This is a genomic window from Pirellulimonas nuda, assembly GCF_007750855.1.
GTDB lineage: Bacteria > Planctomycetota > Planctomycetia > Pirellulales > Lacipirellulaceae > Pirellulimonas > Pirellulimonas nuda.
In genome coordinates this window covers 6,006,952-6,029,866 of sequence record NZ_CP036291.1, presented here as the reverse complement: position 1 = coordinate 6,029,866, position 22,915 = coordinate 6,006,952, and the positions used below count along the sequence as shown (strand labels likewise).

Here is a 22,915-nt window from a genome sequence, read left to right as displayed (position 1 = left end):
CCGAAGGCTCGGCCCAGGCCGTGTAATGCGTGCTTACCGCGCTCGACCGCAAGCTGCTCCGCGACCTCGGCCAGATGGCGGGCCAGGTGGTGATGATCGCGCTGGTGATCGGCGCCGGGGTGGCGGCGCTGGTGAACAACCAGACGATGCTCCGCTCGCTGGAGGCGACGCGCGAGGCGTTCTACGACCGCTACCGCTTTGCCGACGTGTTCGCCAACGTCAAACGGGCGCCCGACTCGCTCGCCGACAGGATCGCGGACATCCCCGGGGTGGCGCTGGTCGAGACGCGGATCGTCGAAGGGGTGAACCTCTCCGTGCCGGGCCTCGACGAGCCCGCCGTTGGGCAGATCATCTCGATGCGTACGTCGACCCCACCGCTGCTCAATCAGGTTTACCTCCGGCGCGGCCGCATGCTGGCGCCCCGGCGCGACGACGAGGTGCTCGCCAGCGAGAAGTTCGTCAACGAGAACAACCTGCGGGTCGGCGATGAGATCGTCGCGATCCTCAACGGCACGCGCAAGCCGCTGCGGATCGTGGGCGTGGTGCTCTCGCCCGAGTACGTCTTCCAGATCAAGCCGGGCGACCTGGTCCCCGACCCCAAGCACTACGGCGTGCTGTGGATGGACCACGACGTGCTCGCGATGGCGTACGACATGGAGGGGGCGTTCAACGACGTCTCTGCCGAGCTGCTCCGCGGCGCCGACCTGCAGGACGTGCTGTTCCGCATGGATAAGCTGATCCGCCCCTACGGCGGCCGGGGCGCCTACGGGCGCAAGGATCAGGTCTCCCACATGCTGCTGGAGAGCGACATCCAGGGACTCAAGACGATGGGCCTGGTGGCGCCGTCCATCTTCCTTGCGGTGGCGGCGTTCCTGGTGAACGTGGTGCTTACTCGGATGCTCAGCCTGCAACGCGAACAGATCGCCGCGCTCAAAGCGTTCGGCTACTCGAACGTCGAAGTGGGCTGGCACTACCTGAAGTTCGTGCTGCTGATCGCGATCGTCGGCGCCGCCATCGGAACCATCGGGGGCGTTTGGCTGAGCCGCGGGTTTACGGAGATGATCGCCCGCGTCTACCAGTACCCGGAGCTGCTGTTCGCGGGGCGTTGGGGGGTGGTGGGCGCCGCCGGGGGCGTTGCGATCGGCGCGTCGGTGCTGGGGGCGATCAGCGCCGTGTGGCAGGCGGTCCGTCTGCCCCCGGCTGAAGCGATGCGCCCCGAGCCCCCCGCGTCGTTCCGCCCCACGCTTATCGAGCGGCTTGGCCTCGGGCGGTTCACCCCCAACGTGGTGAAGATGATCCTCCGCCAACTCGAACGCCAGCCGGTGAAAACCGCCTTCTCGGTGCTCGCGATCGCAACCGCGATCGGCATCGTCGTCGTCGGGAACTTCATCCGAGACTCGATCGACTTCGTTCTGGACCTGCAGTTCCGCCGCGTGCAGCAGTACGACCTGCAGATTGCCCTCGCGGAGCCCCTGTCGCGCGACATGGTCTACGAGCTCCAGCACCTGCCGGGGGTGTGGCGGGTCGAGCCGACCCGCGGCGTGTCTGCCAATCTGGTCAACGGGCGCCGCCATCGACGGATCGGCATGCTGGCGATGGAATCGGGCGCTACGCTCACGCGCACGCTTGACCGCCGCGGCGCGGCTTACGCCATCCCGCCGGGGGGCCTCGTGTTGTCTCGGTCGCTGGGCAGATCGCTCGACCTCGGCGCCGGCGATACGGTGCGTGTCGAGATCCTCGAGGGGAAGCGTCCCATCGTCGACCTGCCCGTGGTGGCGCTGCTGGACGACGTGGCGGGGCTAAACGCGTTTCTGAGCCTCGACCAGCTCTCGAAGCTCATGCGCGAGGGCCCGCGCGCCAACGGCGCCGTGCTGACGATCGATCCCGCGACGCGCGACGAGGTGTACCGCCAGCTCAAGGAGGTCCCGATGGTGGCCGGGGTCACCGTCAAGAACAACGCCCTGGTGAGCTTCCAGGAAACCATCGCCAAAAACCTGGGCTTCATGCGGGTCATTAACCTTTCGTTCGCGATCATCATCGCGGTCGGCGTGGTGTACAACGGCGCCCGCATTGCGCTCTCCGAGCGCAGCCGCGAGCTTGCCACCCTGCGCGTGATCGGCTTTACCCGGGGCGAGATCTCCGCCATCCTGCTCGGCGAGCTGGGGGTGGTCACGCTGATGGCCACCCCGCTGGGGCTGCTGATGGGGTACTACATGGCCTGGGCTTTGGCGTACTTTATGGATCAAGAGGTGTTCCGCTTCCCGCTGGTGGTCAGCCGCGCCACCTTTGGGCTGGCGGCGTCGGTGGTGCTGGCGGCGTCGCTGGCGTCGGGGCTGATCGTCCGCCGCCGGCTCGACGAGCTCGACCTGATCGCCGTGCTCAAGTCACGCAGTTGAAACAGGACACCTTCGATGACGAAGGACAGCCACGAAAAGGCACAAAAAAGCAAAAAGACGGACGATTGCCAATGAACACCGTGCGCGGATCGTTCGTGAACTCGCGCTGGTCACTCCGGCTCTGCCGTTGGGTATGCCCTTTTTTGTGCTTCGTTGTGCCTTTTTGCGGCTATCGTCCTTCATCCGTGTTGTCCGTGTCATCCGTGGTTAAAACCGTCCGGCGTCGTCCATGAACTACTGGCTCAGTCGACTGTTCCTCATTGGCCTGGGCGTCACCGTGGTGGGCCTCGCCGCGGTCGCGTTCTGGCCCCAGGCAGAGCCCGTGGACCTTGCCGCTATCGATCGCGGCGGGATCACCGTCACCGTGGACGAGGACGGCAAGACCCGCATCCGCGAGAAGTACATCGTCTCGACTCCCCTCTCCGGCAGGCTGCTGAGGATCGGCCTCGACCCGGGCGACCCAGTCGCGAAGGGGAAAACGCTGCTGGCGACCATCGAACCGCGCGACCCCGACCTGCTGGACGCCCGCGCCCTTGCGCAGGCCGAAGCGCGGGTCAAGAGCGCCGAGGCGGCGCTCCGGCAGGTGGCGCCCCAGCTCGAACAAGCCAAGCTCGAACAAGCCAACGCCGAGGCGGAGGTCGAGCGCGTGCGCAGCGCGGCCCGCGGCGGCGGGGCCACGCAGAGCGAGGTCGACTCCATCTCGCTCCGCAACCGCTACGCGATCGAGGCGGTCCGCTCCGCCCGGTACGGCGAAGAGATCGCCCAGTTCGAGCTGGAGCAGGCCCGCTCTGCGCTGCTCCGCTCGCGCCCCGGCGCGGACGACGACGCATCGGACGCTATCTCGGACGCCGCCGGCAACGGCTGGACCTTCACCATCCGCTCGCCGATCGACGGACGCGTGCTGCGGGTGTTGCAGGAGAGCTCCGCGGTGCTTGCCTCGGGGACGCCGCTGCTGGAGCTGGGCGACCCCTCCGACTTGGAGGTGGAGATCGACGTCCTCTCCAGCGACGCGGTGAAGATCAAGCCCGGCGCGAGGGTGATTCTCGAGCACTGGGGGGGCGATCGTCCGCTCGAGGGACGCGTGCGGCTGGTCGAGCCGGCCGGGTTCACCAAGATCTCTACCCTCGGCGTTGAGGAACAGCGTGTGAACGTGATCGTCGATCTGGTCGACCCACCCGCCGAGCGGTCCGAGATCGGCGACGGCTTCCGGGTCGAGGCCCGCATCGTGGTGGATGAAGTCGCCGACGCGCTCCGCGTCCCCACCAGCGCGTTGTTCCGCTCGGGCGACGACTGGGCGGTGTTCGTGGTCGATCAGCCGACGCTCGACGGCTCGGGCCGCGTTACCCAAGGCGCCGCCGTGAAGCGGCTGGTGGAGATCGGCCGCGACAACGGCTTGCAGGCCGAGGTTACCGACGGGCTTACCGAGGGAGACGTCGTGATCGTCCATCCCAGCGACCGGGTCTCCGAAGGAGTGAAGGTCGCGCGTCGGTAGCCCCGGCGGCCATTCTCGACCAGAAGCCGCCCGCATTGGGCCCGCGGTTCCGTCGCGGAAAGCGGGCCCCGACCCGCTCGCGATCAGCGGCGCCGCGTCCCCCGAATCGTCGCCAGCGACAGGGCGACGAGCGACAGAGCGACCAGCGTTGAGGGTTCCGGCACCGAGGCCGCCGCCACGCCCGCGCTGGCCGGGAGGGGTCCGGTAAAGGCGGCAACCCAGATGTCGTAGTCCGCCAGGTCCACCATGAAGTCGTGGTTGTGGTCGGCGGCCGGGTGGTTGGTCTCGTTGCCGAGCTGCCCGAGCGTGTCTCGCCACACGGTGTAGTCGGCCGCGTCTATGTAGCCGTCGCCGTTGTAGTCGCCGGTCATGTAGTTGGGGCCGCCGACGTTGGTGAGCAGCTTCGTGCCGTAGGGTACACCCTTGGTCGATTCGAGCCTGCCCTGCGAAGCGGTCGGTTGCGACGGCGGCACGGTCGGGTCGTTGCTGGCGAGGTCGCCGTGGGAGCCGGTGAAACTCTGCCGGTAGTCGAGCGGGGCGCCGGCAGAACCCGAGCCGGGGTTGTCCGTCAGGTTGCTGATGTGCCAATCGGCGGCGGTCTGACCGGTCGAGTTGCCCCAGCGGGCGATGTACTCGGTCTCTACCCCGGTGGCCACGTACACGCCGCCGGGCTCCAGCCCGGGCGTCACGGTGGTCTGCCCCGCTCCGGGCACGAAAACCGTCGTGCCGGGCGTCTCGACGCCGAACGTGATCGGCGCGTAGGTCCGACCGAAGACCGCCTCGCGGGCCTCGGCGTGGATGCCGATCGCGTCGAGGATCACCCAGCCTTCGCGTCCGGTCGGAAGATCGAGGCCGTCGTTGCCGTTGTCGAGGTCGAAGGCGATGGTTGGCTTCACTGCGTCGCCGCCGTCGTTGCGGATCAGCCAGGCGGTAAAGCCGCCGTTCTCGATGACCCCCTCGTCGAATTCATCCGACGCGCCGATGCTGCTTCCGGCGCCCGACCCGAAGCCGGGCCCGGAGCCCGTGTTCACCAGGTCGGTCGTCCCGGGGCGGACCGAGTACTGGCTGCCGCCGGCGCCCGCCGCGTCGCCCCCGCTGCGGAGCGTCAAGAAGCCGTTGCTGCCGATCGAGGCGGCGCCCAGGTCGAAGATGTTGTCGATCTGCCCCGCGCCGCCGGTGTGGCTGACGTTGTCTTCGTTCTCGATGAACAACAAGAAGTGGTTGGCGAGCGACATGCCCGGGGCCCCGCGCAGCTCGATGAACTCGTCACGCAGCTCGACCCCGTCGCCACCCGGGTCGAAGAAGATCTCGTTGATAAACAGATCGGCGGGGGCTTGCGTTGCGCCCACGATCAAAAGCAGGGAGGCGAGCGTGTGTGTAGCCGCGGCGCGGAGACTCAGCAGCATGGGGGGCCCGTGGATGGAGGGACTGCCAGGAAGGACGGGCCGCCCGTGCGGCCCCGCCGAACCACGAAGATAGCAGCCGCGCGCCGGATGTCGGTGAAGGTTCGCCTAAGGCTGCGCGAAGATTTGGTGAAGGCGCCGCGCCGGCTATTCCCGTTCCTCTGCGCTCCTGGTCAAACCAATACCACGGCGACTCAACGCGAGTCGTCCTTGGCCGCCAACCCACGGATCGATCGATGCCCAAGCGACCTCGTGCTGGATTTACGCTGGTAGAACTTCTGGTGGTGATAGCCATTATCGGCGTGCTCGTCGCGATGCTGCTACCCGCGGTGCAGTCAGCGCGGGAAGCCGCGCGTCGGGTGGTTTGCTCAAGCAACGTCAAGCAGATCGAGCTCGCGCTGCTCAACACCCACGACTCGATGGGAGAGTTCCCCAAGGGCCTGTACTCCGCCTCAAAGTCGACCAACGACGCCAACCAGAGCCCCGAGGACGGGCTGAGCTGGATGTCGAAGATCCTCCCGGCCCTCGAAGAGCAGGGGGCGTACGACCGGTTGGTGAACAACGGGGTGCCCGGCTACAACGGCGACCCCTGGAAGCCCTACATCTTCGTCCAGGCCGCGATGGCCGGCGTCGAGACGCTCCCCGGCGCCGACACCGTGGTTCCCACGTTCTTGTGCCCCAGCACCGATCTTCCGACGTCGATGCCCGCCTCGGCCTACTTTAACGCCGGGGACGGCAAGGACCTGCGCTACGCCTTTGGTACGACCCACTACAAGGGGTCGCGGGGCTTCTGCGACAACGGCATGTTCCTCAGGACCGAAGAGGCCCTCGCGTCGGGGTCGTGCTCGGCCGACTACGACGGCGACGGCACGCTGGAGAAGGTCGAGAAGAAGCCCAAACGCAGCGTCCGCATCACCGACGTGCTCGACGGCACCTCGAAGACGATCTCCGTCGGCGAGTCGGCCTACTTTGTGTCGCTCACCAGCTTCCCGACCTGGGCCGGCGCCTTCTACGAGGACGGCGCCGTGATGTTCAAGACCCGCGACCCAGTGAACTGCAACCTCGGCGGGCCGCGTCAGTTCCCGCTCTCCGACCAAGACCGCAAGTACCTTCCTTCTGGCTCCGGCTCCGACGACTGCTCCTACAGCTGGCACCCCGGCGGCGCTCAATTCGGTTTTGTCGACGGCTCGGTGCACTTCCTCACCGAAGACCTCGACGTGCGGATCTTTCAACTCCTGGGTGACCGACGTGACGAACAAGTGTATGGCGAACTTTAATCGGCGATTGTTTTGCGTCGCGACGCTGGCGACGCTGGTGGGTTGCGGCGGCGGACCAGACTATCCGATCGCGCCGGTCCACGGCGTCGTCTCGATCGACGGCAAGCCGCTCGAAGGGGGCCGGCTGATGTTTGCACCCGTGGCCGCCCCCGGCGCGCTCAAGTCGGGGAAGCCGGGCTTTGCCGATATCGACGCGGACGGCAGCTACGCCGTCGGCACCTACGCCGACCAGGACGGCGCGGTGGTCGGAGAGCACTGGGTGTCGCTGATCAACCTCGACCCCAAGTCTCCGGCCGGGCAGCGGATCAAGGCCGAACGGGTCACCGTGCCCAACCGCGTCACCGTGGTCGACGGCCAGGACAACCAGATCGTGATCGAGCTAACCACGCAGCAGATCAAGCAGCACGGTCAGTTCAAGTAGCGGCCGATCGGGGCGGGGCTTTGCCTTAACGCCGCGCACATCAACCCCTCGGCGCTCGGTAGATCTGCTCTACGTCGGCCGGCCGGCTCCAGTCCTATGACCACTCCTAGGTCCGCTTGCGGGCGACGCCCGCCGCCAGGGCCAGCGTGGCCGCCGCAGTGAGGACCGAGGCGGGCTCGGGGACCGGCGCCGGTGTGATGTCTAGGCCCTGGAACCGCGCGCCGTTGGGCGCCAGCGGCGAGAAGCCGGGGACAAACGTCGCCGGGTCTGGCGCGTACTCCCCGTAGGTCAGCGTGAACACGTCGCCGGCCTGGAACGGGATCGAGAGGCCGAACAGGTCGTCGTCGACCGGGGTGCCGGGCGCCTCGTCGAGCAGCGTGACGTTTGGCTCCGCGACCGTGGCGACGTCTGTCAGACGCAGGCCGATCTGGCCGTCGAAGATCGACAACAGCAATCCCCCGGGCCCCTCGAGCCGGAAGAACTCGAAGCTCTCGTCCTTCACACCGTCAAAGTAGAGGGCGTTGATCACGCCGGCGTGGTCGAACGAGAAGGCAATCGCCTCCGGCTGGCCGGCGGCCGAGCCGCCCAGCAGGTTGAACTTGTCGATCTCGCCGTCAGTTGCGCCCGCGATCGGGCGCGAGTTGATGCCTAGCCCGGCGCTGCGGACATCGAACCAGCCGCCCGACGGCAAGGCGCTGGCGTTCATGGCGACCCCATCGGCCACCAGCACGCCCGCGGCCTGCCCGTTTAGCGGGCTGGCCGGCGTATCGAACCGGAAAGAAGCGGCCGAGGCGTCGCCGGCCAGCGCTGTGGCGACGCAGACAGACAAGAAGCAAGCGCAGCGCGAGGCGATCATAGCGGACTCTGGAGTGGCGGCGTCCGGGGGCGGCCCGGTAGAAAAAAAAGGGGCCGCGTGGCGCGATCCGCCACGCGACCCCCAATGCAAGCAGCACTGCGTCCGGCCTTAACGGCGACGCAGGCCCAGCAGGGCCAAACCGGCCAGCGTAGCCAGGGCGACCGAAGCGGGCTCGGGGACCGCGGCGCCGGTCGTGCCCGGCGAGCCGATGCCGAACTGGTTCGCGTCGTTGGCGAGCACCGACTGGAACGCGCCGCCGACCCCGACGGTGCTGAACGCCATCTGGTTCACGTCCCACGACTGCCCGCCGTTGGCGTTGGCGTCCGGGTAGAGCTGACCGTCGATCTGATCGGCGCCGGTGGGGGGGCCGAACGACAAGAAGATGCCGACCCCGTCGCCACCCTGACCCAGGCCCGAGCCGTCGTGGATGCCGATCTGGACTCCAGAAACCGCACTGCCCCAGGCAGCCAGGAACTCGGCGACCGCGCCGTCGACGCCATCGCTATTGACAAACACGGCCGACTCGCCGGGGGCGATCGACGGGACGCCGGACATCAGGTCGGCCGCGGCGGCGTCGAACGAGTCGTCGTCGAACCACAGGTCGCCGTCGGTCAACGCGGTCCAGGCCATGTCGCCGACGTTGCTGATTTCTACCCAGTCGGCGGTGAGGTTGGAACCGGGCTCGTTGCCCATCCACATCTCGGTAAGGCGCAGGTCGAAAGCGGCCAAGGACGGCGCGGCGGACAACGCCACAGCAGCGCAGAACAACAACGACAACTTCTTCATGAGGACACTCCACAGGAGGTGAACGACCGCCCGCTCCCACACGGAGGGGGCTTTCTCTGAGAGTGCCTATTATTCTGGCCGGCGTTTTGAGCGGGCTAAGGATCGGTGAATAGCAGATGAAGTTTTCGTGAAAGCCGGCGGCCGCTCGCGTGGCGCGTCAAATCGGAGCGCACGGCGGCGAGCGGGAGGCAACAAAAAAAGGGCGTGGCCGGGCATTGGGCCCGGCCACGCTAGCGGTAGTAGATTGAATTTGCCGAAGCGACTAGCAAACGCGCCGCCGGCGGCAGCCGACCAGCGCCAGCCCGCCCGAGAGGGCGATCAACAACGCACCCGGCTCGGGGACCGCAGCGGCGCCGATGGCGCCCACGGCGGGCTGTCCGAAGGCCCCCGCCCAGACCGAGTAGTCGGTGGCGTCAACGGGGCCGGTTTGGGACGGGGCGCGGTTGGCGAGTGCTGACCCGTCGAGGTCGAGGTTGTCGCGCCAGGTGGTGTAGTCGGCGGCGTCGACGGAGCCGTCGTTGTTGTAGTCGCCGAGGGCGCCGCCAGTCGCGGTTCCTTCAATGGTGATGTTGTCAAAGCGGTTGTTTCCACTGGCGTTGGTTCCTCCATCGAGCTTGATGGCGAAGACAACCGACGGGGCGTTTTCAACTTCAGAGATCGCTGAAAGGTCGTAAGCCTCAAGCGTCCACGTCGAGGAAAGCACCCCGGTGTCCGTTTCAAATGAAGTGAAGCTGACGCCATCGGTAGAGTAGAGGAATTCGCGACTGGTGAAGCCAGTTGCCGTGCCACGTTGCGCCCAAGACACCCTAATGTCCTCGAACCCAGCTGTGCTAACCGACAGCAGAATGCTCATCCCGTTGTTCGAGAAGGCGCCATCAACCGAGGCGCCAACCAACGGAGAAAGAGATTGGCCGGCGGGGGCCCCTTGCTGCGCGTTGAGTTCATCGCCCGAAAAGCGCTGGATGGCGGTGTAGGCGCCGTCGTCTCCGGCGGTCGCCGTGTTGAACTGCGCCAAAGCTAAGGCGCCCGTCCCCCGATCTGCCGCTTGTGGGAAGTCGCTGGGCGTAAAGCCCAACGAGCCGCTCGGCAAGCTGCTTGAGTTCTGATCCCAGTAGGCGATCAACACCGCATGGGCCGGAGCGGACAGCGATAGGAACGCTACCGCGGCTAGTGGCAGCAGGGGGCTCATCGAGCGAAGCCTTGCGGGTGAGGGCTGCAACATTGGCGGAGCTGGGTCGCGCACCGCACCTTCCTGAGCAGCGGCGAGCGGTGAACGTGCTGCTAGGCGACTGTTGCATCCTGAGGTTTGCGATTTTTTCGCGATCGCCCGGACCGCAAGCGGTATGACGCGGCGCCGATGGCGGCAACGGCGCCGAACAGAGAGGCGCTGGGCTCGGGGATGGCGGCGATGGCGGGGGAGATGTTGCCGTATACGGCGATACCAAGCGTGTTATCCAACGCTATGAGCCGCAGGATTCCTGTATCGCCGGAAGCGCCTGACCCTCGCAATGTGAAGATAATCGAGTCACCGGGCAAGAGATCCGGGACCGAGGCAAGAGTCTGATTCTCGAGCAGAAATTGTCCATTGCTTGGAATCGATGAAATAGTTGCAATGCTGTCTGTCCACACGGGAAGAGAGTTGCGTTCAACGATCGCATCAATCGAGACCGAGGGAGGACCCTTTGATGATCGGGATAGACCGATTGAAAACGAATCCAGTTTCGTCGTGAAACCCTCATTAACGCGGAAACCCCAGCGAAAATAATCATCGTCTTCGCCGTCCCAGTCGTCGAATCCGAAAGTGAGCGTACCAGGATTTACCAGGTCAGCCCCGGCGACGAGAGGAAAGTCCGTGACTAGGACGGAGCTCCGGTCTGCGTTGGCTGCAACGGAACGTTGCCCAACGATGGCTGCGTCATAGCCGACAACGAGGTCGGCAGGCGATTGGTTTGCTGTGAGCAACGCGACCGTGACTGCAACGCAAGATACTACTACTGGAGATCTCATCGTCAGCTACTCCGTCTGTCAGCGCCGACGGCCGTGCTCCTTCACCAGCCCCAGCGGGGGTGTTGCGACCGCTGGGTGGGCCGCTTTCGCGTTCTCAGCGTAATTCCCGCAAATTCGGTTTTCAAATTTTTTTAGTAGGCGCTTTCACCGCGTTTCTGGTCGGGATGGGGGGGCGCAAAAACAAAGGGCGCCCCGGCTTTCGCTGGGGCGCCCTTCGCACTCGGGCTGCTGGCGCCGTAAGGCCTTATGAGCCCCGGACTTCGATCCGCTTGGGCTGCGCCTCGGGCCGCTTGGTGATGGTCACGTGGAGCACGCCCGCGTTGAGGTCGGCCTCGATGGTGTCGGGGTCGACCGTCTCGGGCAGGCTGAGGGTCCGCGTTACGCGGCCGTAGGCCCGCTCGTTGTGCCAGACCTTGCGGTCCTGGTCGGCCGCGGGGGCGGGCCGTTCTACGGAGATCGAGAGCTGCCCCTTGTCGAAGGTCAACTCAACGGCCTCAGGCGAGGCGCCCGGCACGTCGAGCTCGACGTGCAGCTTGTCGCCGGCTTCCCACACGGTCGCCGGGGTCCGCCAAGCAGACGGGCCCTCGGACTTCACCGCGCCGCTGCCGAAGAAGTGATCGAACAACGTGTCGATCTCCGGCAGGGCGTTCCGCAAACGGTTGGACTGAACTGCGCTAGACATGGCTTTTTTCCTCCTCAGGAAATGGAGAAAACGGGGATTGGTTTCTCGGTTTTGCCCCACCGTGGGGCCTGATTGAGGAAGAAGCAAGTCGTGTGCCGATGTCATGCTGGTGTTCACAAGTCGTTATTTGTGAACATGTTGCGCAATTTTGAAATGCAGTCCACTGTCATGGCAAATGCCATGATGGCAGGTTTACCAACAGCTTCGCAGAGCTTGCGAAGATTGGCGCACGTCAAAATGGCAGGTGGTAATTCTGGCGCGCCGGGGGCGAGGACGCCCCGGCTCCCTTCTCGAGGTTCGCTTACGCTTCACTGCGTCTCCGCGCCTCTGCGAGAGTCTTACTCGGCCCCCTCGGCCGAGAGATCGACGCAGACAATCTCTTTATCGTTCCGCGCGAATACACACTTCTGGGCGAACGCCGGGTGCGACCACACCACCGGGCGCCCGAACGCTTCGCCTGTGGGCTCGAGCAGGTGGGTGCGGCCATGCTCGGTGTAGCCGTCGCGGGTGAGCGTGGCGAAGATCAGGTCGCCCAGCTCGTTGAAGAGCACCGTCTGATCGCCCCGGCGGACCAAGAAGGCCGTGCCGTGCCGGCCGCGTTGGTCGCCCATCACGGGTTCGCGTTCTTGCCACAGACGCTGGCCCGATTCGAGGTCGACGGCGATCAATGCGCTCTGCTGCATGTCGACGCCGTAGATCGTGTCGCCGTCGATGTAGGGGGTGCTGTTCGAGCAGTAGACGGCCGTCTTGGGCTTGCCGGTCCACACGTAGTCCGCGCCCCGGCCGTCGGCGTCTAGACGCATCAGGGCGCCGACGTTGCCGATGCCGCTGGCGTACAGCAGGTCGCCCTTCTGCTGGGGCGCCATGATGGACATCGCGTAGGAGGGCTCTAGCGGCAGGCTCCAGAAGACCTCGCCCGTCTTGGGGTCGAGGCCGCTGATGTTCTGGGCGTCCCAGATCACGACCTGGTCGTTCCCGCCGTGGGTGATAAGCGTCGGCGGGCAGTAGCCGGGCTCGATGGAGGTGAGCGCGCGCCATGCCTCTTCGCCCGTTTCCTTGTTGAAGGCGACCGCGACGCTTCCCTCGCCCCCCACGACACATATCAACAGGTCGCCGTAGACCAGCGGGTGGGCAGAGTGGCCCCAGATGGGCGTCTTGGCGCCGAAGTCCTCGGGGAAGAACTTCTTCCACACCAGCGATCCGTCGGAGGTCTTCAGGCAGCGCAGGTCCCCCTCGGCGCCGAGGGTGTAGACGCGGTCGCCATCCACGGTCGGCGTGCAACGCGGGCCGCTGGGGTAGGAGATCTGGTACTGGCGTGGGTAGGTGTGCTTCCAAAGCTCTTCGCCGGTGGCGGCGTCGAGGCAGAGCAGCCGCTCTTCGCCCTGCAGCTCGGCGCGGGCGCCGGCGTTGTTGGTGACGTCTCCTGCTTCAAGCTTGTAGTCGAACAGGTACACCTTGCCGTCGGCGACCGCGGGGCCGGCGTAGCCGAGCGCCACGGGGGTACGCCACTTGGCGGGGAGGTCGCCTTCGGGAAGCGACTGCCGCACGCCCGACTCGTTCCACTCCCCGTCACGCTCAGCGCCACGCCACTGCGGCCAGTCTTCCGCAGAGACGCTCAGCGGCGCCAGGCAGCAAAACAGATAAATGGCTTGGGATAGCGGGCGCATGGCGGGGTCCTGTGGGGTGGTGTGAGCGGCTCTTCCGGCAGCGGGCCGCCGTTAGAGAGGATACCCGATCCCGCAGAATGACAACGGCCCCTAAGGGGGGACGCCGCCGCGATTAGACGCGATCTACCTCAGAAAGCCCGCGTGCAGCCAGACGCACGATGGCCACCGCCACCGCGGCGCCCATCGCCATGCTCAGGGCGTGCCGGAGCGGTTCGCCCGGCGTGGCGTTCCAGTCGGCCGCCAGGCAGAGCCAGGCCAGCGAGCCGTACAGCAACCCCTGCAGCGAGATCGCCGAACCCAGCGCCGCCGGCGGCGTGCGCCGCGTCCGCAGCATCGCGGCCAGTTGTAGCGTCGCCCCCCAGCCGGCCAGCGCCACCCCCCCGGCGGCCGGCAGAGGGAGGCCCGCCATCCGCCCGGCTACCAGCGCGACGCCAAACACGATCCAGTGCGGGGCGGCCCGAGGCGACGTAGCGGCTTCGACGGCAGCGGCGATCATCGGCGGAGTGCTTAGAGGGCGGGGCGACTGCGGCGGGGCCCGGTCGTACCTCCTCAGCATGCTTGCGGCGCCTACTGGCGTCGAGCAGAACCAGAATCGCGGTAGAATGGTCGCGGCCCACGGCCAAGAAACGGCGCGCCGCGGCGAATCGCAACCACGCCCAGCACGCCGTCGTTGCCCCCTTCGTCGCCAAGAAGCCGCCAGAAGAGCCGATGCACATCCTTATCTTCGTTGTAATCGGATTATTTATCGGCGTAGCGGTCTACTTCTCTCACCTGCAGGCGAAGCAGCGCCGCGCAGACCTCGCCGAGCTCGCCCAGCAGATCGGTTGGCGGTTCGACCCCCAAAGCGACTACGACCACGACTCCCGCTTCTCGCAGTTCTCGGTGTTCTGCAGCGGCCACAGCCGGCAGGCGTACAACACGCTGCACGGCTCTTTGACGCTGGGGGGGCGTCAGGTTCACGCGCAGATGGGCGACTTCCTCTACAAACAGACCAGCGGTTCCGGCAAGGACCGCAAGACACGGACCTACACGCTGAGCTACCTGGTGGCCGGCTCGCCGCTGCCGTCGGCCCCCGACCTGTTGATCCGGCCCGAAGGGTTCTTCGACGGGGTGAGCGCGTTGTTCGGCTTCGACGACATCGATTTCGAGTCGGCAGAGTTCAGCCGCAAGTTCCACGTCACCAGCAGCGACAAACGCTACGCCTACGCGGTTGTCCATCCGCAGATGATGGAGTTCCTGCAAGAATCGCGGGGCCCGACGGTGGCGGTGGCCCGCGGCTACTGCTGCCTGTACGAGGGGCACAAGGTGTGGAAACCAGACGAGTTTTCGGCCCGTGTCGCCTGGGTAGAGCGGTTCTTTGGCCTGTGGCCGGGCCACGTGACCGACCAGTACTCCCGCCTGACGTAGGTCCTCGGGCCGCGGACGGGCCGCCGCGTGCGGCCCATCTCTGTGTTGAACTCTTTACGCTCGGCCGACCCGGCGCCTACCCTTAAGGCGGGCGACGGCTGGGTGTCACCGCACAACAGACGCGGCCGCCGCCAAGTAACTCATCCCCCAACGCGCCGGGAGCGCAGCGATCATGCCCGTTGTTGTCGACGCCGTCCGTACCCCGATTGGCCGCGCGCACCCCGAACGCGGGGCGTTCCGCCATGTGCGAAGCGACGATCTGGCCGTCCAGGTGATCCGGGCGCTGGTCGAGCGGACCGGCGTCGACCCCGCGGCGATCGAGGACGTCACCATGGGCTGCACCCAGCAGCAGGGCGAGCAGGGGCTGAACGTCGGCCGGCTGGCCGCGCTGATGGCGGGCCTGCCCCCCACCGCGGCCGGGGCGACGGTCAACCGGCTGTGCGGCAGCAGCTTGCAGGCGCTCAGCCAGGCGTCGCACGCGATCATCGCCGGCGCCGAGCAGACGCACATCGTGGGGGGGCTGGAGCACATGCAGCACTTCCCCATGGACGCCGGCATCGACATCAACCCCAAGCTGTTCGCCGTGACCAGCAAGGCGGCATTGATGATGGGGGTCACCGCCGAGTTCCTCGCGCAGACGCGCGGGATCGACCGCGAGTCGCAGGACCGCTTCGCGCTGGCCAGCCACCAGAAGGCGGCCGCGGCCTTCGACGCGGGCGGGTTCGACAGCGAGATCGTGCCGGTGTGGGGGCTGAACGACGCGGGTGAGCGGACGCTGATCCGCGAAGACCAGTGCGTCCGCCGCGACACCAGTTTGGAGCAACTGGCGGCGCTCAAGCCCGCGTTCATGCCGGGCATGGGGACCGTGACCGCCGGCAACAGCAGCCCGCTGAACGACGGCGCCGCGGCGCTGCTGGTGATGAGCGAGTCGCGGGCGAAAGAGCTTGGGCTCACGCCGATCGCACGGGTCCGCGCCACGGCGGTCGCCGGGGTCGACCCCTCGGTGATGGGGACCGGCCCCGTGCCTGCGACCCAGAAGGCGCTCAAGCGTGCCGGCCTGTCGATCGGCGACATCGACCTGATCGAGCTGAACGAGGCGTTCGCCGCCCAGGCGCTGGCCTGCATCCAGATGCTGAAGCTGGACGAGGCGAAGCTAAACGTCCACGGCGGCTCCATCGCCATCGGCCACCCGCTAGGCGCGAGCGGCGCGCGTATCGCGACGACGCTGCTGCACGCGATGCGTCAGTCGGACGCCACGCTGGGGCTAGCGACGATGTGCATCGGCGCTGGGCAGGGGATCGCGACGGTGTTCGAGCGGGTGTGAAAAAGGTGTCAGGAACCTTTTTCGGTCGATACCGCGTCGTTCAACGAAAAGGTTCCTGACACCTTTTTGCGTCCCGGAAGTACAAGCAAAACACACCCGACAGCAGCGTCACAGCAGCCGTGCCAAGGGAAGCCGGTTCCGGTACAAATGCGTGGTCTGTAAGCTTCAGCAGGAAGCCGTGAAGCATTCGGCGACTATTGGGCGCAAAGAGCTCGCCGCCCGTCCAACCCGCTACATACACGCTCCCTTTTCCGTCCCCGGATACGGTAAGTCCCTCTTCCCACTGAGCGCTTCCAAACTGCCGCCGCCAAACAACGTCGCCGTCGGTTGAGTACTTGGCGACAAACACGTCGGCAAACCCCGCGTTGCTCGCTTCGATGTCACCATGCGTAAAGCCGGCGACATAGAGGTTCCCGTATTGATCCGCCGAGACTGAATAGGCGAAGTCAGGTGACGGCGTGCCCCAAGTGCTTGTCCAAACAAGATCGCCGTCGGCACTGAACTTGGCAAGGAACGCGTCCGAACCGCCCGCGTTGCCGCCGCCGAGCTGACCGCTGGAATACCCAGCAACGTAGGCGTTGCCCCGACCGTCGGTGGCGATTGATCGGGCTTCGTCATTCCCCGGAGTGCCTAGCAAATGACTCCATTGAAGCTTCCCGGCGAAAGAATACTTCTGCAGGAATATATCGCTGCTACCCGCATTGACGCCTCCCAAATCACCGCGTGTCCGCCCCGTGATGAAGACGCCGTCTTCGCCGGTGGCTACTCCAAACGCGATGGCCTCTACCGGCGTCGCCGCAGTCGCTGTCCAGGTGAGGTCGCCGTTGGACGATAAGCCGTGGACGGATGCGGCGACGTTCGAGCCACTGATGCCTTCGATACGGCCCGCAGCGTAGACGCGGCCGAGGCGATCGAGCGCTATCGCATCGACGAAGTCGCGCTGCGAATCGCCGAATTGAGTTGCCCAGATCGGCGTGCCGTCCGCCGCGTACTTCACGACGAACGCATCATAGTCTCCCCTGCTTTCGTCGAAGAGGTCGCCGAAGGTGTAGCCGGAGACGAAGATGTCGCCGTTCTCGTCAATGGCCAGGGCGGAAGCCACATCAGTGTCAGGAGTTCCAAGTTGCCGGCGCCAAAGGAGATCGCCATCTTCGTGGTACTTGATGATGAAGGCGTCGCCGTTTCCGGCGTGCGTTCCCTGAAGATTTCCGAAAGTTTGGCCCGCGATAACGACCGTCCCGTGACTGTCTGCGGCAACCGAGTAAACTTTCCCCCCTTCGTTTTGGTCAAACTGCTTGGCCCACGCGAGCGTCTGCGCTTGAGCGACAAAGCATGTTTGCAAAGTAACGCTGCTCAATACGAAGGAAACGGCTCGTGATGCACGCATGGGGCACAGCTCCGAAGTCGTAGGCATTCAACTTCAGTGCAAGCGTACAGGCACGGCTCGAGCGGGTCCACATCAGCCCATGACGTCGAGCGGAAGGCCACGCGGACGTAGGGCTAGAGAAAAAAGGTGTCAGGAACCTTTTTTCTTGACGCGACTCCCCCGCTGCGCTAAACTCGCCGCATGGGTCGACCTCACCGCGCCGCCAGCGGCGGCATGCTGTACCACGTGCTCAACCGGGCCAACGCCCGGATGACGATCTTCGACGACGACGCGGACTACGCCGCCTTCGAGCGTGACAGCAAAAAGGTGTCAGGAACCTTTTTTCTTGACGCGACACCCCCGCTGCGCTAAACTCGCCGCATGGGTCGACCTCACCGCGCCGCCAGCGGCGGCATGCTGTACCACGTGCTCAACCGGGCCAACGCCCGGATGACGATCTTCGACGACGACGCAGACTACGCCGCCTTCGAGCGCGTGCTCGAAGAAGCCGCCCGGCGCACCGCGATGCGGCTGCTGGCCTACTGCGTGATGCCCAACCACTGGCACTTAGTGGTCTGGCCACGCGAAGACGGCGACCTGTCGCGGTTCGTCGGCTGGCTGACGCTTACCCACACCCAGCGGTGGCACGCGCACCGCGGCTCGGCCGGCAGCGGGCACGTCTATCAGGGGAGGTTCAAGTCGTTCCCGGTGCAGGACGACAGCCACTTCCTAACCGTGTGTCGGTACGTCGAACGCAACGCGCTGCGTGCGAAGCTGGTGTCCCGCGCCGAGGCGTGGCGGTGGGGGAGCCTGGCCCGCTGGAGCTCGGACGACCCCCAGCGGCGGGCGCTGCTGTCGGCGTGGCCCGTCCGCCGCAGCCCCAATTGGACCGAGCACGTCAACACGCCGCTCACCGAGCAGGAGCTGAAAGCGATCCGCCGCAGCATCGACCGCGGCGTTCCCCTGGGCGGCGCCGACTGGACGGAGCGGGCGGTCCAGCGTCTGGGGCTGGAAACCACCGTGCGTCCGCGGGGGAGGCCGCGGAAGGTCGAAAAAGGTTCCTGACACCTTTTTACGTCCGACCTATTGCGTCTGTTTTTGATTAGGCTAGATGGGCGCCCGGAAACGCCATAGCGTCCGGCTTGTCTCGGTTGAACGGAGGAAAAGTGATGTCCAAGCCCCTGATGCTAGCCGCGGTGCTCGTGGCGGCCGTTCCCGCGCTGGCCGATAACCCGGTGAGCTGGACCATCGACGAGCAGCTCGACCGGGGCGAGGCCTCGAGCTCGTGGACGTCTCCGACGGCGATCGACCTCGATCAGATGGTGTGGCAGTACGCGTTCGAGATCACCAAGGTTACCGGCACGGCGGTCATTACCGTGGACATCACCGACGAGCTCCCCCCCGAGCTGCGGATGGGCTCCGGCTACACGCGCAACCTGCCGGCGGTGCTGTTGGACGACGCGTTTAACGACCCCGCTTCGGGGACCTCGGCAGACATCTTTGTCGAGGTCGACTCGGCCGGCTTCGGGCAGGCCGACTTCACGAACATCATGCTCGGATCCATCGACCTGGGCTTCGGCGCGGTCCCCCTCAGCCGGATCAACGTCACCTCCGTCATCACCGTGACCGGCTTTGGCTTTGGAGACTACAACCTCAGCGGCGCCGTAACCGCAGAAGACTACCAAGTGTGGCGGGCCGACTTCGGAATGTCGGGCGACCTGTTTAGCGACGGCAACGGCGACGGCGCGGTCAACGCCGCCGACTACACGGTGTGGCGCGACCACCTGCCGCCGGCGGCGGCCGTGTCGGCGTCCAGCGTCCCGGAGCCGGCCAGCGCGCTGCTGCTGATCCCCGCGCTGTTGATGCTCGTCCGGCGGCCCAGACAGACTGCCCGCTAGAGCCTCGCCCAGACAGAACCAGGGCCGGGGACGCTAAGCCCCCGGCCCTGGCGCCGTGCGTAATCGGGCGGCCTGTTAGGCGGCCGGCTCTGCTTCGGGTTGGGGCGCCGGGTCGGCGGCTGGATCGGCGCCCGGATCGTCGGCTGGGGCCCCGCCGTCGAACTTGGGCGCCTCGGGCACCTTCAGCACTTCTTCGATGTTCACCTTCCCGTCCTTCTGCATCTGCTGGTAGACGTTGTACCCCACCAGCGCCAGCGTCAGCAGCACCGTCAACATGATCAGCGTGTAAATGAGCCCGTACGCCTTGTTGAGCGCCCCCAGGGCCGACATCAACCACGACACGTCGTTGCCCTGAGTGCCGGCGACCTTGCGGAACGATCCGGCCGCGGAGCGGGTCCAGATGCCCAGCAGGAAGAACACCAGGCCCTGCAAGCCGGCGTTGATTGCGAACGGCATCAACTGCTGGTTCGGAGGAAGGGTAGCGAGCTGGTTCTTGGCCTCGACGGGCAGCTTGTTCACCCAGTCGGCCGGCAACTCGTTGCGATAAATCGCGGCGACCAGCATTCCGGCAGCCACGAGGTTGAGCAGGCCGACCACGACCATCACCAGGCCGACGCCCCCCATTTTTCCGCCGAGACTGCGGAACAAGCTGTTTTGTTCTTCGTTGAACTCGTACTGTGGGGCTGCCATGGCGAAACTCCTGGGGGTGTAGGGAAGCGGCGAATAAGGTTACTTCGCACACCGCGAGCGGAGCTTGGCCTGACGTAGACGATTTGGGGGCACACATCGCTCCGCCCGAAGCGTGCGACCACGCCGGAGAGTGTAGCGGAGCGGGCGCGGCGCAGATACCACGTGCGGGGAGCTAGCGTCTGCGCGCGACGCGCAGAGCAGAGAGAGGGCAATCTGCTGGCGATAGCTGCCGACCTACGGTCGGCGCGTTCCACGGATCTGGCGCTACCCAACAGCGGCTTCAATCCAGCGGCGGGCCGACCGTAGGTCGGCCGCTATCGGGGGTGAGCGGGGGCGCGATTGCGCCCGCGCTCTCTATGCCTCGCCCCTCGCCTCTGGCCCCTGGCCTCGCTACGGGATGATCGCCGAGACCCCGACCACGGCGCCTGCTTGGAACGCAGCGGCACGCCAGGTGAAGGGCATGCCACCCACCAGGTACGGGGCGCAACTGCCCGGGCGGTAGTAGCCCAGCGTGTACATGCACTCGTTCGGAGGGGTCAGGCCCATGCAGTAGGGCAGCGCCGGCAGGCGACCGAAGAAGTGCGCTCCGGACACCAGCGGCTGAAGGAACGGCCCGTGCGAGTGGCCGTAACGCTCCAGCGCCACGTCTTCGAAGAAGAGCGGCTTGTGGCACAACGCGGAGGCCTTCCACATGTAGGTGACGCTCGGCCAGCAGCGGCCCGCGAACGGGGTGCCGTCGTCGACGCTGCAGTTGTACGGGAAGTCCTTGCCCGCTTCGCCGCTGACGCCGATGGCCAAGCTCACGCTGTCGATGCGGTTCGCCTTGAGCGCGGCGAGCTCCTCCACGCAGCTCCGCTGCGAGTCGAGCAGGTCCTTCTCGCGGCCCTTCTGACGGGCGGCGTCGGCCGCGTCCTGGCCCGCGCCGTTGGGGCGGCTCCCGTCCGAGGGAGACGTCTCGCGGGGCGGGTTCAGCACGCTCGGAGGCGTGGGTTGTGGGTTGCGCGGCGGGGCCAGGTCGCCCGGGCGGTTGGGGACCTCCCGCGGGGGTTGCAGGCCGCTGGGGCCGTCAGGCTGGTCGTCTAGCGGCGACGGGTCGATGGGCATCGGCTCCGGCGCGGGCAGCTCGTCAAAGCCGTCGCCGAACGGCGACTCCACCTCGTCGCGGAGGTCGTCGGCGCCGTAGCGCTCGTTGGAGTCGAGCTGTGCAAGCCGCACCGGCGCCCCGGGGCGGTGGACGATGACGGACTGCAAGCGGGCAGAGCCGGGCTGCGCCGGTCCGAGGGTCGGGCCGAACGGGTCGTCGCCGTAGGCGACGGTGCGGACCGAAGAGTCGTAGTGCGTTGTGGCGCGGAGCGGGTTGACCGGCGCGGACTGAATCGACGTCATCGCCGGCGTGGCGACGAAAGGCCGCGGCGCCCGCGGCGTGTTGCGGGCGGGCCGCCAGGTGAGCGTTGAGGCGTTGGAGGCCGGTTCGGCGCCGAACGCCGAGAGGGCCATCGTGAGCGTGAGCAGCACCGCCAGCAGGCCCGCGGGCAGCCAGATCGGTTCTCCGCCACGCACGGCGCCCCTCCAGGGCATGCGCCCGGTGGGCGCGAGCGCGTCGCTAGACGGAGTCGCCGTCGGCGTACTCAGCCGAGTAATTTGGGGCTTCCTGCGTGATGGCGATGTCATGAGGATGGCTCTCCCTAACCGATGCCGGCGACACCCGTATGAACCGCGTTTCCGTACGCAGCTCATCGATGGTCTTGGTTCCACAGTACCCCATCCCCGCGCGGAGGCCGCCCACCAGTTGGTAGACGAACGGGCCGAGCGCGCCCTTGTAGGGGACGCGGCCCTCCACCCCTTCGGGGACGAGTTTTCCTTTTCCCTGTCGTTCCGCTCCGCCCTGGCGGTAGCGTTCGCTGGAGCCATGCACCATGGCGCCCAGTGAACCCATCCCGCGGTAGCTCTTGTACGTGCGTCCCTGGTACAGCACCCGGTCGCCCGGGCTCTCGTCGAGCCCGGCGAGCAGGCCCCCGATCATCACGGCGTGGGCGCCCGCGGCGAGCGCCTTGGTGATGTCTCCGGAGTACCGCACGCCGCCGTCGGCGATAATCGTCGTCCCCGTTCCTTGCGCCGCCCGCGCGGCGTTCTGGATCGCGGTAATCTGCGGGACGCCGATCCCGGAGATGATCCGCGTGGTGCAGATCGACCCGGGCCCGATGCCCACTTTCACGGCGTCGGCGCCGGCCCCGATCAGGTCCCGGCAGCCCTCGGCCGTCGCTACGTTGCCGGCCACCACGTCGATGTCCCAGCGGCTCTTGATTTGTGCGACCGTCTCAACCACGTTCTTCGAGTGGCCGTGCGCGCTGTCGACGACCACGAAGTCGGCTCCGGCGGCGATCAGCCCCTCGACCCGCTCGTAATCGTGGACCCCAACCGCCGCTCCGACACGCAGCCTCCCGCTCCGGTCGCGGGCCGCCTGCGGGTAACTGCGTAGCTGGTCGATGTCCTTGATCGTAATCAGGCCGGTCAGTCTGTAATCTTCGTCAACCAGCAGAAGCTTCTCGACCTTTTTTTCCATTAGGATCTTTTCAGCTTCTTCAAGCGTCACAGTCCCTGTGGCCGTTACCAGTGTTTCCTGCCGCGTCATCACGTCGCTCACCGGCACGTCGTCGCGGTCTTGGAACCGCAAATCACGCCGGGTGAGGATGCCTGCTAGCTTGCCGCCGGGCTCGACGATGGGGATACCGGAGACGCGGCTGCTAGCCATCGCTTCGCGCGCCTGCAGGATGCTAGCGTCGGGGGGCAGCGTCACCGGGTCGACGATGATGCCGTTGGCGGAGCGTTTGACCTTCTCGACCTCTTGGGCCTGCAGCTCGATCGAGAGGTTCTTGTGGATCACCCCGAGGCCCCCCTCGCGCGCCAGGCCGATCGCCATGCGGTGCTCGGTGACGGTGTCCATCGGCGAGCTGAGGATCGGGATCTCCATCCCGATCCGCTCGGTGAGCCGGGTGGCGACGCTCACCTCGGCGGGGACCACGTCGCTGTAGCGGGGCTCTAGCAGCACGTCGTCGAACGTGAGCCCGAGGCCGGCGGAGCGATCTTGCGAGGGGTCGTGGGATTCAGCGGTGGGCATCGCAGTGTCCTGAGGGGCGGGCGCCGAGGGAATCCCGCATTTTGGGAGCGCCATCGCCCTGATGGCAAGGTGGCCGTATTGGACGGCGCCCACGCGGCCGCTGTTTGACGGCCGATCAGCAGCCG

At 66.5% G+C, this 22,915-nt stretch carries 21 protein-coding genes; 9 read left to right on the top strand and 12 right to left on the bottom strand.

Going from position 1 to position 22,915, the window contains the following annotated elements:
- The first annotated feature begins 29 nt into the window (after positions 1 to 29).
- Both Pla175_RS23420 and Pla175_RS23415 read left to right on the top strand, forming a co-directional pair.
- Positions 30 to 2,396, top strand: a complete 2,367-nt coding sequence (locus Pla175_RS23420; RefSeq protein WP_145291348.1) for an ABC transporter permease — start codon at positions 30 to 32, stop codon at positions 2,394 to 2,396.
- A 229-nt stretch (positions 2,397 to 2,625) separates the two neighbouring features.
- Positions 2,626 to 3,888, top strand: a complete 1,263-nt coding sequence (locus Pla175_RS23415) for an efflux RND transporter periplasmic adaptor subunit (RefSeq protein WP_145291346.1) — start codon at positions 2,626 to 2,628, stop codon at positions 3,886 to 3,888.
- 83 nt (positions 3,889 to 3,971) lie between these two features.
- On the opposite strand, the gene Pla175_RS23410 is transcribed toward Pla175_RS23415, so the two are convergent.
- Positions 3,972 to 5,294 (bottom strand): PEP-CTERM sorting domain-containing protein, encoded by a 1,323-nt coding sequence (locus tag Pla175_RS23410; protein WP_145291344.1) that lies wholly within the window; start codon positions 5,292 to 5,294, stop codon positions 3,972 to 3,974.
- Positions 5,295 to 5,527: 233 nt separating this feature from the next.
- Between Pla175_RS23410 and Pla175_RS23405 the strand changes: the two genes are divergently transcribed.
- Together Pla175_RS23405 and Pla175_RS23400 are read left to right on the top strand one after the other, a co-directional pair.
- Positions 5,528 to 6,568 carry a DUF1559 family PulG-like putative transporter gene (locus Pla175_RS23405; protein WP_145291342.1) on the top strand — a complete coding sequence of 347 codons (1,041 nt, stop codon included), beginning with the start codon at positions 5,528 to 5,530 and terminating at the stop codon, positions 6,566 to 6,568.
- On the top strand, positions 6,555 to 6,989 hold the full coding sequence (locus tag Pla175_RS23400) for a hypothetical protein (protein WP_145291340.1): 435 nt from the start codon (positions 6,555 to 6,557) through the stop codon (positions 6,987 to 6,989). The genes Pla175_RS23405 and Pla175_RS23400 overlap by 14 nt, the downstream gene beginning before the upstream one ends.
- Before the next feature lie 106 nt (positions 6,990 to 7,095).
- Here Pla175_RS23400 and Pla175_RS23395 read toward each other — a convergent pair whose 3' ends face one another.
- The 7 genes from Pla175_RS23395 to Pla175_RS23365 form a co-directional block, all read right to left on the bottom strand.
- Positions 7,096 to 7,845 carry a hypothetical protein gene (locus Pla175_RS23395; RefSeq protein WP_145291337.1) on the bottom strand — a complete coding sequence of 250 codons (750 nt, stop codon included), beginning with the start codon at positions 7,843 to 7,845 and terminating at the stop codon, positions 7,096 to 7,098.
- Positions 7,846 to 7,953: 108 nt separating this feature from the next.
- Complete coding sequence (locus Pla175_RS23390; protein ID WP_145291335.1) at positions 7,954 to 8,631, bottom strand: PEP-CTERM sorting domain-containing protein; 678 nt, start codon at positions 8,629 to 8,631, stop codon at positions 7,954 to 7,956.
- A gap of 262 nt (positions 8,632 to 8,893) precedes the next feature.
- On the bottom strand, positions 8,894 to 9,820 hold the full coding sequence (locus tag Pla175_RS23385; protein WP_145291333.1) for a hypothetical protein: 927 nt from the start codon (positions 9,818 to 9,820) through the stop codon (positions 8,894 to 8,896).
- Between the two features lie 92 nt (positions 9,821 to 9,912).
- Positions 9,913 to 10,638 (bottom strand): hypothetical protein, encoded by a 726-nt coding sequence (locus Pla175_RS23380; RefSeq protein ID WP_231954033.1) that lies wholly within the window; start codon positions 10,636 to 10,638, stop codon positions 9,913 to 9,915.
- Between the two features lie 244 nt (positions 10,639 to 10,882).
- Positions 10,883 to 11,320, bottom strand: coding sequence for an Hsp20/alpha crystallin family protein (locus tag Pla175_RS23375; protein ID WP_197527097.1), 438 nt, complete (start codon positions 11,318 to 11,320; stop codon positions 10,883 to 10,885).
- A gap of 338 nt (positions 11,321 to 11,658) precedes the next feature.
- Positions 11,659 to 12,987 carry a PQQ-binding-like beta-propeller repeat protein gene (locus Pla175_RS23370; RefSeq protein WP_145291327.1) on the bottom strand — a complete coding sequence of 443 codons (1,329 nt, stop codon included), beginning with the start codon at positions 12,985 to 12,987 and terminating at the stop codon, positions 11,659 to 11,661.
- A 112-nt stretch (positions 12,988 to 13,099) separates the two neighbouring features.
- The gene (locus Pla175_RS23365) at positions 13,100 to 13,483 is read right to left on the bottom strand and encodes a hypothetical protein (protein ID WP_145291324.1); all 384 of its coding nucleotides are present in this window, start codon (positions 13,481 to 13,483) and stop codon (positions 13,100 to 13,102) included.
- Between the two features lie 212 nt (positions 13,484 to 13,695).
- Here Pla175_RS23365 and Pla175_RS23360 point away from each other — a divergent pair, with 212 nt between their 5' ends.
- Together Pla175_RS23360 and fadA are read left to right on the top strand one after the other, a co-directional pair.
- Positions 13,696 to 14,394: a hypothetical protein gene (locus Pla175_RS23360; RefSeq protein ID WP_145291322.1), complete on the top strand. Its 699-nt coding sequence runs from the start codon at positions 13,696 to 13,698 to the stop codon at positions 14,392 to 14,394.
- 172 nt (positions 14,395 to 14,566) lie between these two features.
- Positions 14,567 to 15,718 (top strand): acetyl-CoA C-acyltransferase FadA, encoded by a 1,152-nt coding sequence (fadA, locus tag Pla175_RS23355; protein WP_145291319.1) that lies wholly within the window; start codon positions 14,567 to 14,569, stop codon positions 15,716 to 15,718.
- Positions 15,719 to 15,758: 40 nt separating this feature from the next.
- On the opposite strand, the gene Pla175_RS23350 is transcribed toward fadA, so the two are convergent.
- Positions 15,759 to 17,105 carry an SBBP repeat-containing protein gene (locus Pla175_RS23350; RefSeq protein ID WP_197527096.1) on the bottom strand — a complete coding sequence of 449 codons (1,347 nt, stop codon included), beginning with the start codon at positions 17,103 to 17,105 and terminating at the stop codon, positions 15,759 to 15,761.
- A gap of 180 nt (positions 17,106 to 17,285) precedes the next feature.
- Between Pla175_RS23350 and Pla175_RS26290 the strand changes: the two genes are divergently transcribed.
- The 3 genes from Pla175_RS26290 to Pla175_RS23340 all read left to right on the top strand — a co-directional run bounded on the left by Pla175_RS26290 (position 17,286) and on the right by Pla175_RS23340 (position 18,982).
- On the top strand, positions 17,286 to 17,456 hold the full coding sequence (locus tag Pla175_RS26290; protein WP_197527095.1) for a hypothetical protein: 171 nt from the start codon (positions 17,286 to 17,288) through the stop codon (positions 17,454 to 17,456).
- A gap of 9 nt (positions 17,457 to 17,465) precedes the next feature.
- On the top strand, positions 17,466 to 18,149 hold the full coding sequence (locus Pla175_RS23345; protein WP_145291315.1) for a transposase: 684 nt from the start codon (positions 17,466 to 17,468) through the stop codon (positions 18,147 to 18,149).
- 104 nt (positions 18,150 to 18,253) lie between these two features.
- On the top strand, positions 18,254 to 18,982 hold the full coding sequence (locus tag Pla175_RS23340; RefSeq protein WP_145291313.1) for a hypothetical protein: 729 nt from the start codon (positions 18,254 to 18,256) through the stop codon (positions 18,980 to 18,982).
- A 75-nt stretch (positions 18,983 to 19,057) separates the two neighbouring features.
- Here the strand turns inward: Pla175_RS23340 and Pla175_RS23335 are convergent, their stop codons facing one another.
- The 3 genes from Pla175_RS23335 to guaB all read right to left on the bottom strand — a co-directional run bounded on the left by Pla175_RS23335 (position 19,058) and on the right by guaB (position 22,790).
- Positions 19,058 to 19,672 carry a hypothetical protein gene (locus Pla175_RS23335; protein WP_145291311.1) on the bottom strand — a complete coding sequence of 205 codons (615 nt, stop codon included), beginning with the start codon at positions 19,670 to 19,672 and terminating at the stop codon, positions 19,058 to 19,060.
- Between the two features lie 390 nt (positions 19,673 to 20,062).
- Positions 20,063 to 21,232, bottom strand: a complete 1,170-nt coding sequence (locus tag Pla175_RS23330) for a hypothetical protein (protein ID WP_145291309.1) — start codon at positions 21,230 to 21,232, stop codon at positions 20,063 to 20,065.
- A 43-nt stretch (positions 21,233 to 21,275) separates the two neighbouring features.
- Positions 21,276 to 22,790: an IMP dehydrogenase gene (gene guaB / locus Pla175_RS23325; RefSeq protein WP_145291307.1), complete on the bottom strand. Its 1,515-nt coding sequence runs from the start codon at positions 22,788 to 22,790 to the stop codon at positions 21,276 to 21,278.
- Positions 22,791 to 22,915 lie beyond the last annotated feature (125 nt).

What these genes read in the sequence shown, in the direction of transcription:
- Pla175_RS23415 (WP_145291346.1), top strand. Translation starts at nt 2,626, where the DNA reads ATGAACTACTGGCTCAGTCGACTGTTCCTCATTGGCCTGGGCGTCACC.
- Pla175_RS23405 (WP_145291342.1), top strand. Translation starts at nt 5,528, where the DNA reads ATGCCCAAGCGACCTCGTGCTGGATTTACGCTGGTAGAACTTCTGGTG.
- Pla175_RS23335 (WP_145291311.1), bottom strand. Translation starts at nt 19,672, where the DNA reads ATGGCAGCCCCACAGTACGAGTTCAACGAAGAACAAAACAGCTTGTTC.
- Pla175_RS23380 (WP_231954033.1), bottom strand. Translation starts at nt 10,638, where the DNA reads ATGAGATCTCCAGTAGTAGTATCTTGCGTTGCAGTCACGGTCGCGTTG.
- Pla175_RS26290 (WP_197527095.1), top strand. Translation starts at nt 17,286, where the DNA reads ATGGGTCGACCTCACCGCGCCGCCAGCGGCGGCATGCTGTACCACGTG.
- guaB (WP_145291307.1), bottom strand. Translation starts at nt 22,790, where the DNA reads ATGCCCACCGCTGAATCCCACGACCCCTCGCAAGATCGCTCCGCCGGC.
- Pla175_RS23375 (WP_197527097.1), bottom strand. Translation starts at nt 11,320, where the DNA reads ATGTCTAGCGCAGTTCAGTCCAACCGTTTGCGGAACGCCCTGCCGGAG.
- Pla175_RS23400 (WP_145291340.1), top strand. Translation starts at nt 6,555, where the DNA reads ATGGCGAACTTTAATCGGCGATTGTTTTGCGTCGCGACGCTGGCGACG.
- Pla175_RS23395 (WP_145291337.1), bottom strand. Translation starts at nt 7,845, where the DNA reads ATGATCGCCTCGCGCTGCGCTTGCTTCTTGTCTGTCTGCGTCGCCACA.
- Pla175_RS23365 (WP_145291324.1), bottom strand. Translation starts at nt 13,483, where the DNA reads ATGATCGCCGCTGCCGTCGAAGCCGCTACGTCGCCTCGGGCCGCCCCG.
- Pla175_RS23410 (WP_145291344.1), bottom strand. Translation starts at nt 5,294, where the DNA reads ATGCTGCTGAGTCTCCGCGCCGCGGCTACACACACGCTCGCCTCCCTG.
- fadA (WP_145291319.1), top strand. Translation starts at nt 14,567, where the DNA reads ATGCCCGTTGTTGTCGACGCCGTCCGTACCCCGATTGGCCGCGCGCAC.
- Pla175_RS23390 (WP_145291335.1), bottom strand. Translation starts at nt 8,631, where the DNA reads ATGAAGAAGTTGTCGTTGTTGTTCTGCGCTGCTGTGGCGTTGTCCGCC.
- Pla175_RS23385 (WP_145291333.1), bottom strand. Translation starts at nt 9,820, where the DNA reads ATGAGCCCCCTGCTGCCACTAGCCGCGGTAGCGTTCCTATCGCTGTCC.
- Pla175_RS23360 (WP_145291322.1), top strand. Translation starts at nt 13,696, where the DNA reads ATGCACATCCTTATCTTCGTTGTAATCGGATTATTTATCGGCGTAGCG.
- Pla175_RS23345 (WP_145291315.1), top strand. Translation starts at nt 17,466, where the DNA reads ATGGGTCGACCTCACCGCGCCGCCAGCGGCGGCATGCTGTACCACGTG.
- Pla175_RS23340 (WP_145291313.1), top strand. Translation starts at nt 18,254, where the DNA reads ATGTCCAAGCCCCTGATGCTAGCCGCGGTGCTCGTGGCGGCCGTTCCC.
- Pla175_RS23370 (WP_145291327.1), bottom strand. Translation starts at nt 12,987, where the DNA reads ATGCGCCCGCTATCCCAAGCCATTTATCTGTTTTGCTGCCTGGCGCCG.
- Pla175_RS23350 (WP_197527096.1), bottom strand. Translation starts at nt 17,105, where the DNA reads ATGCGTGCATCACGAGCCGTTTCCTTCGTATTGAGCAGCGTTACTTTG.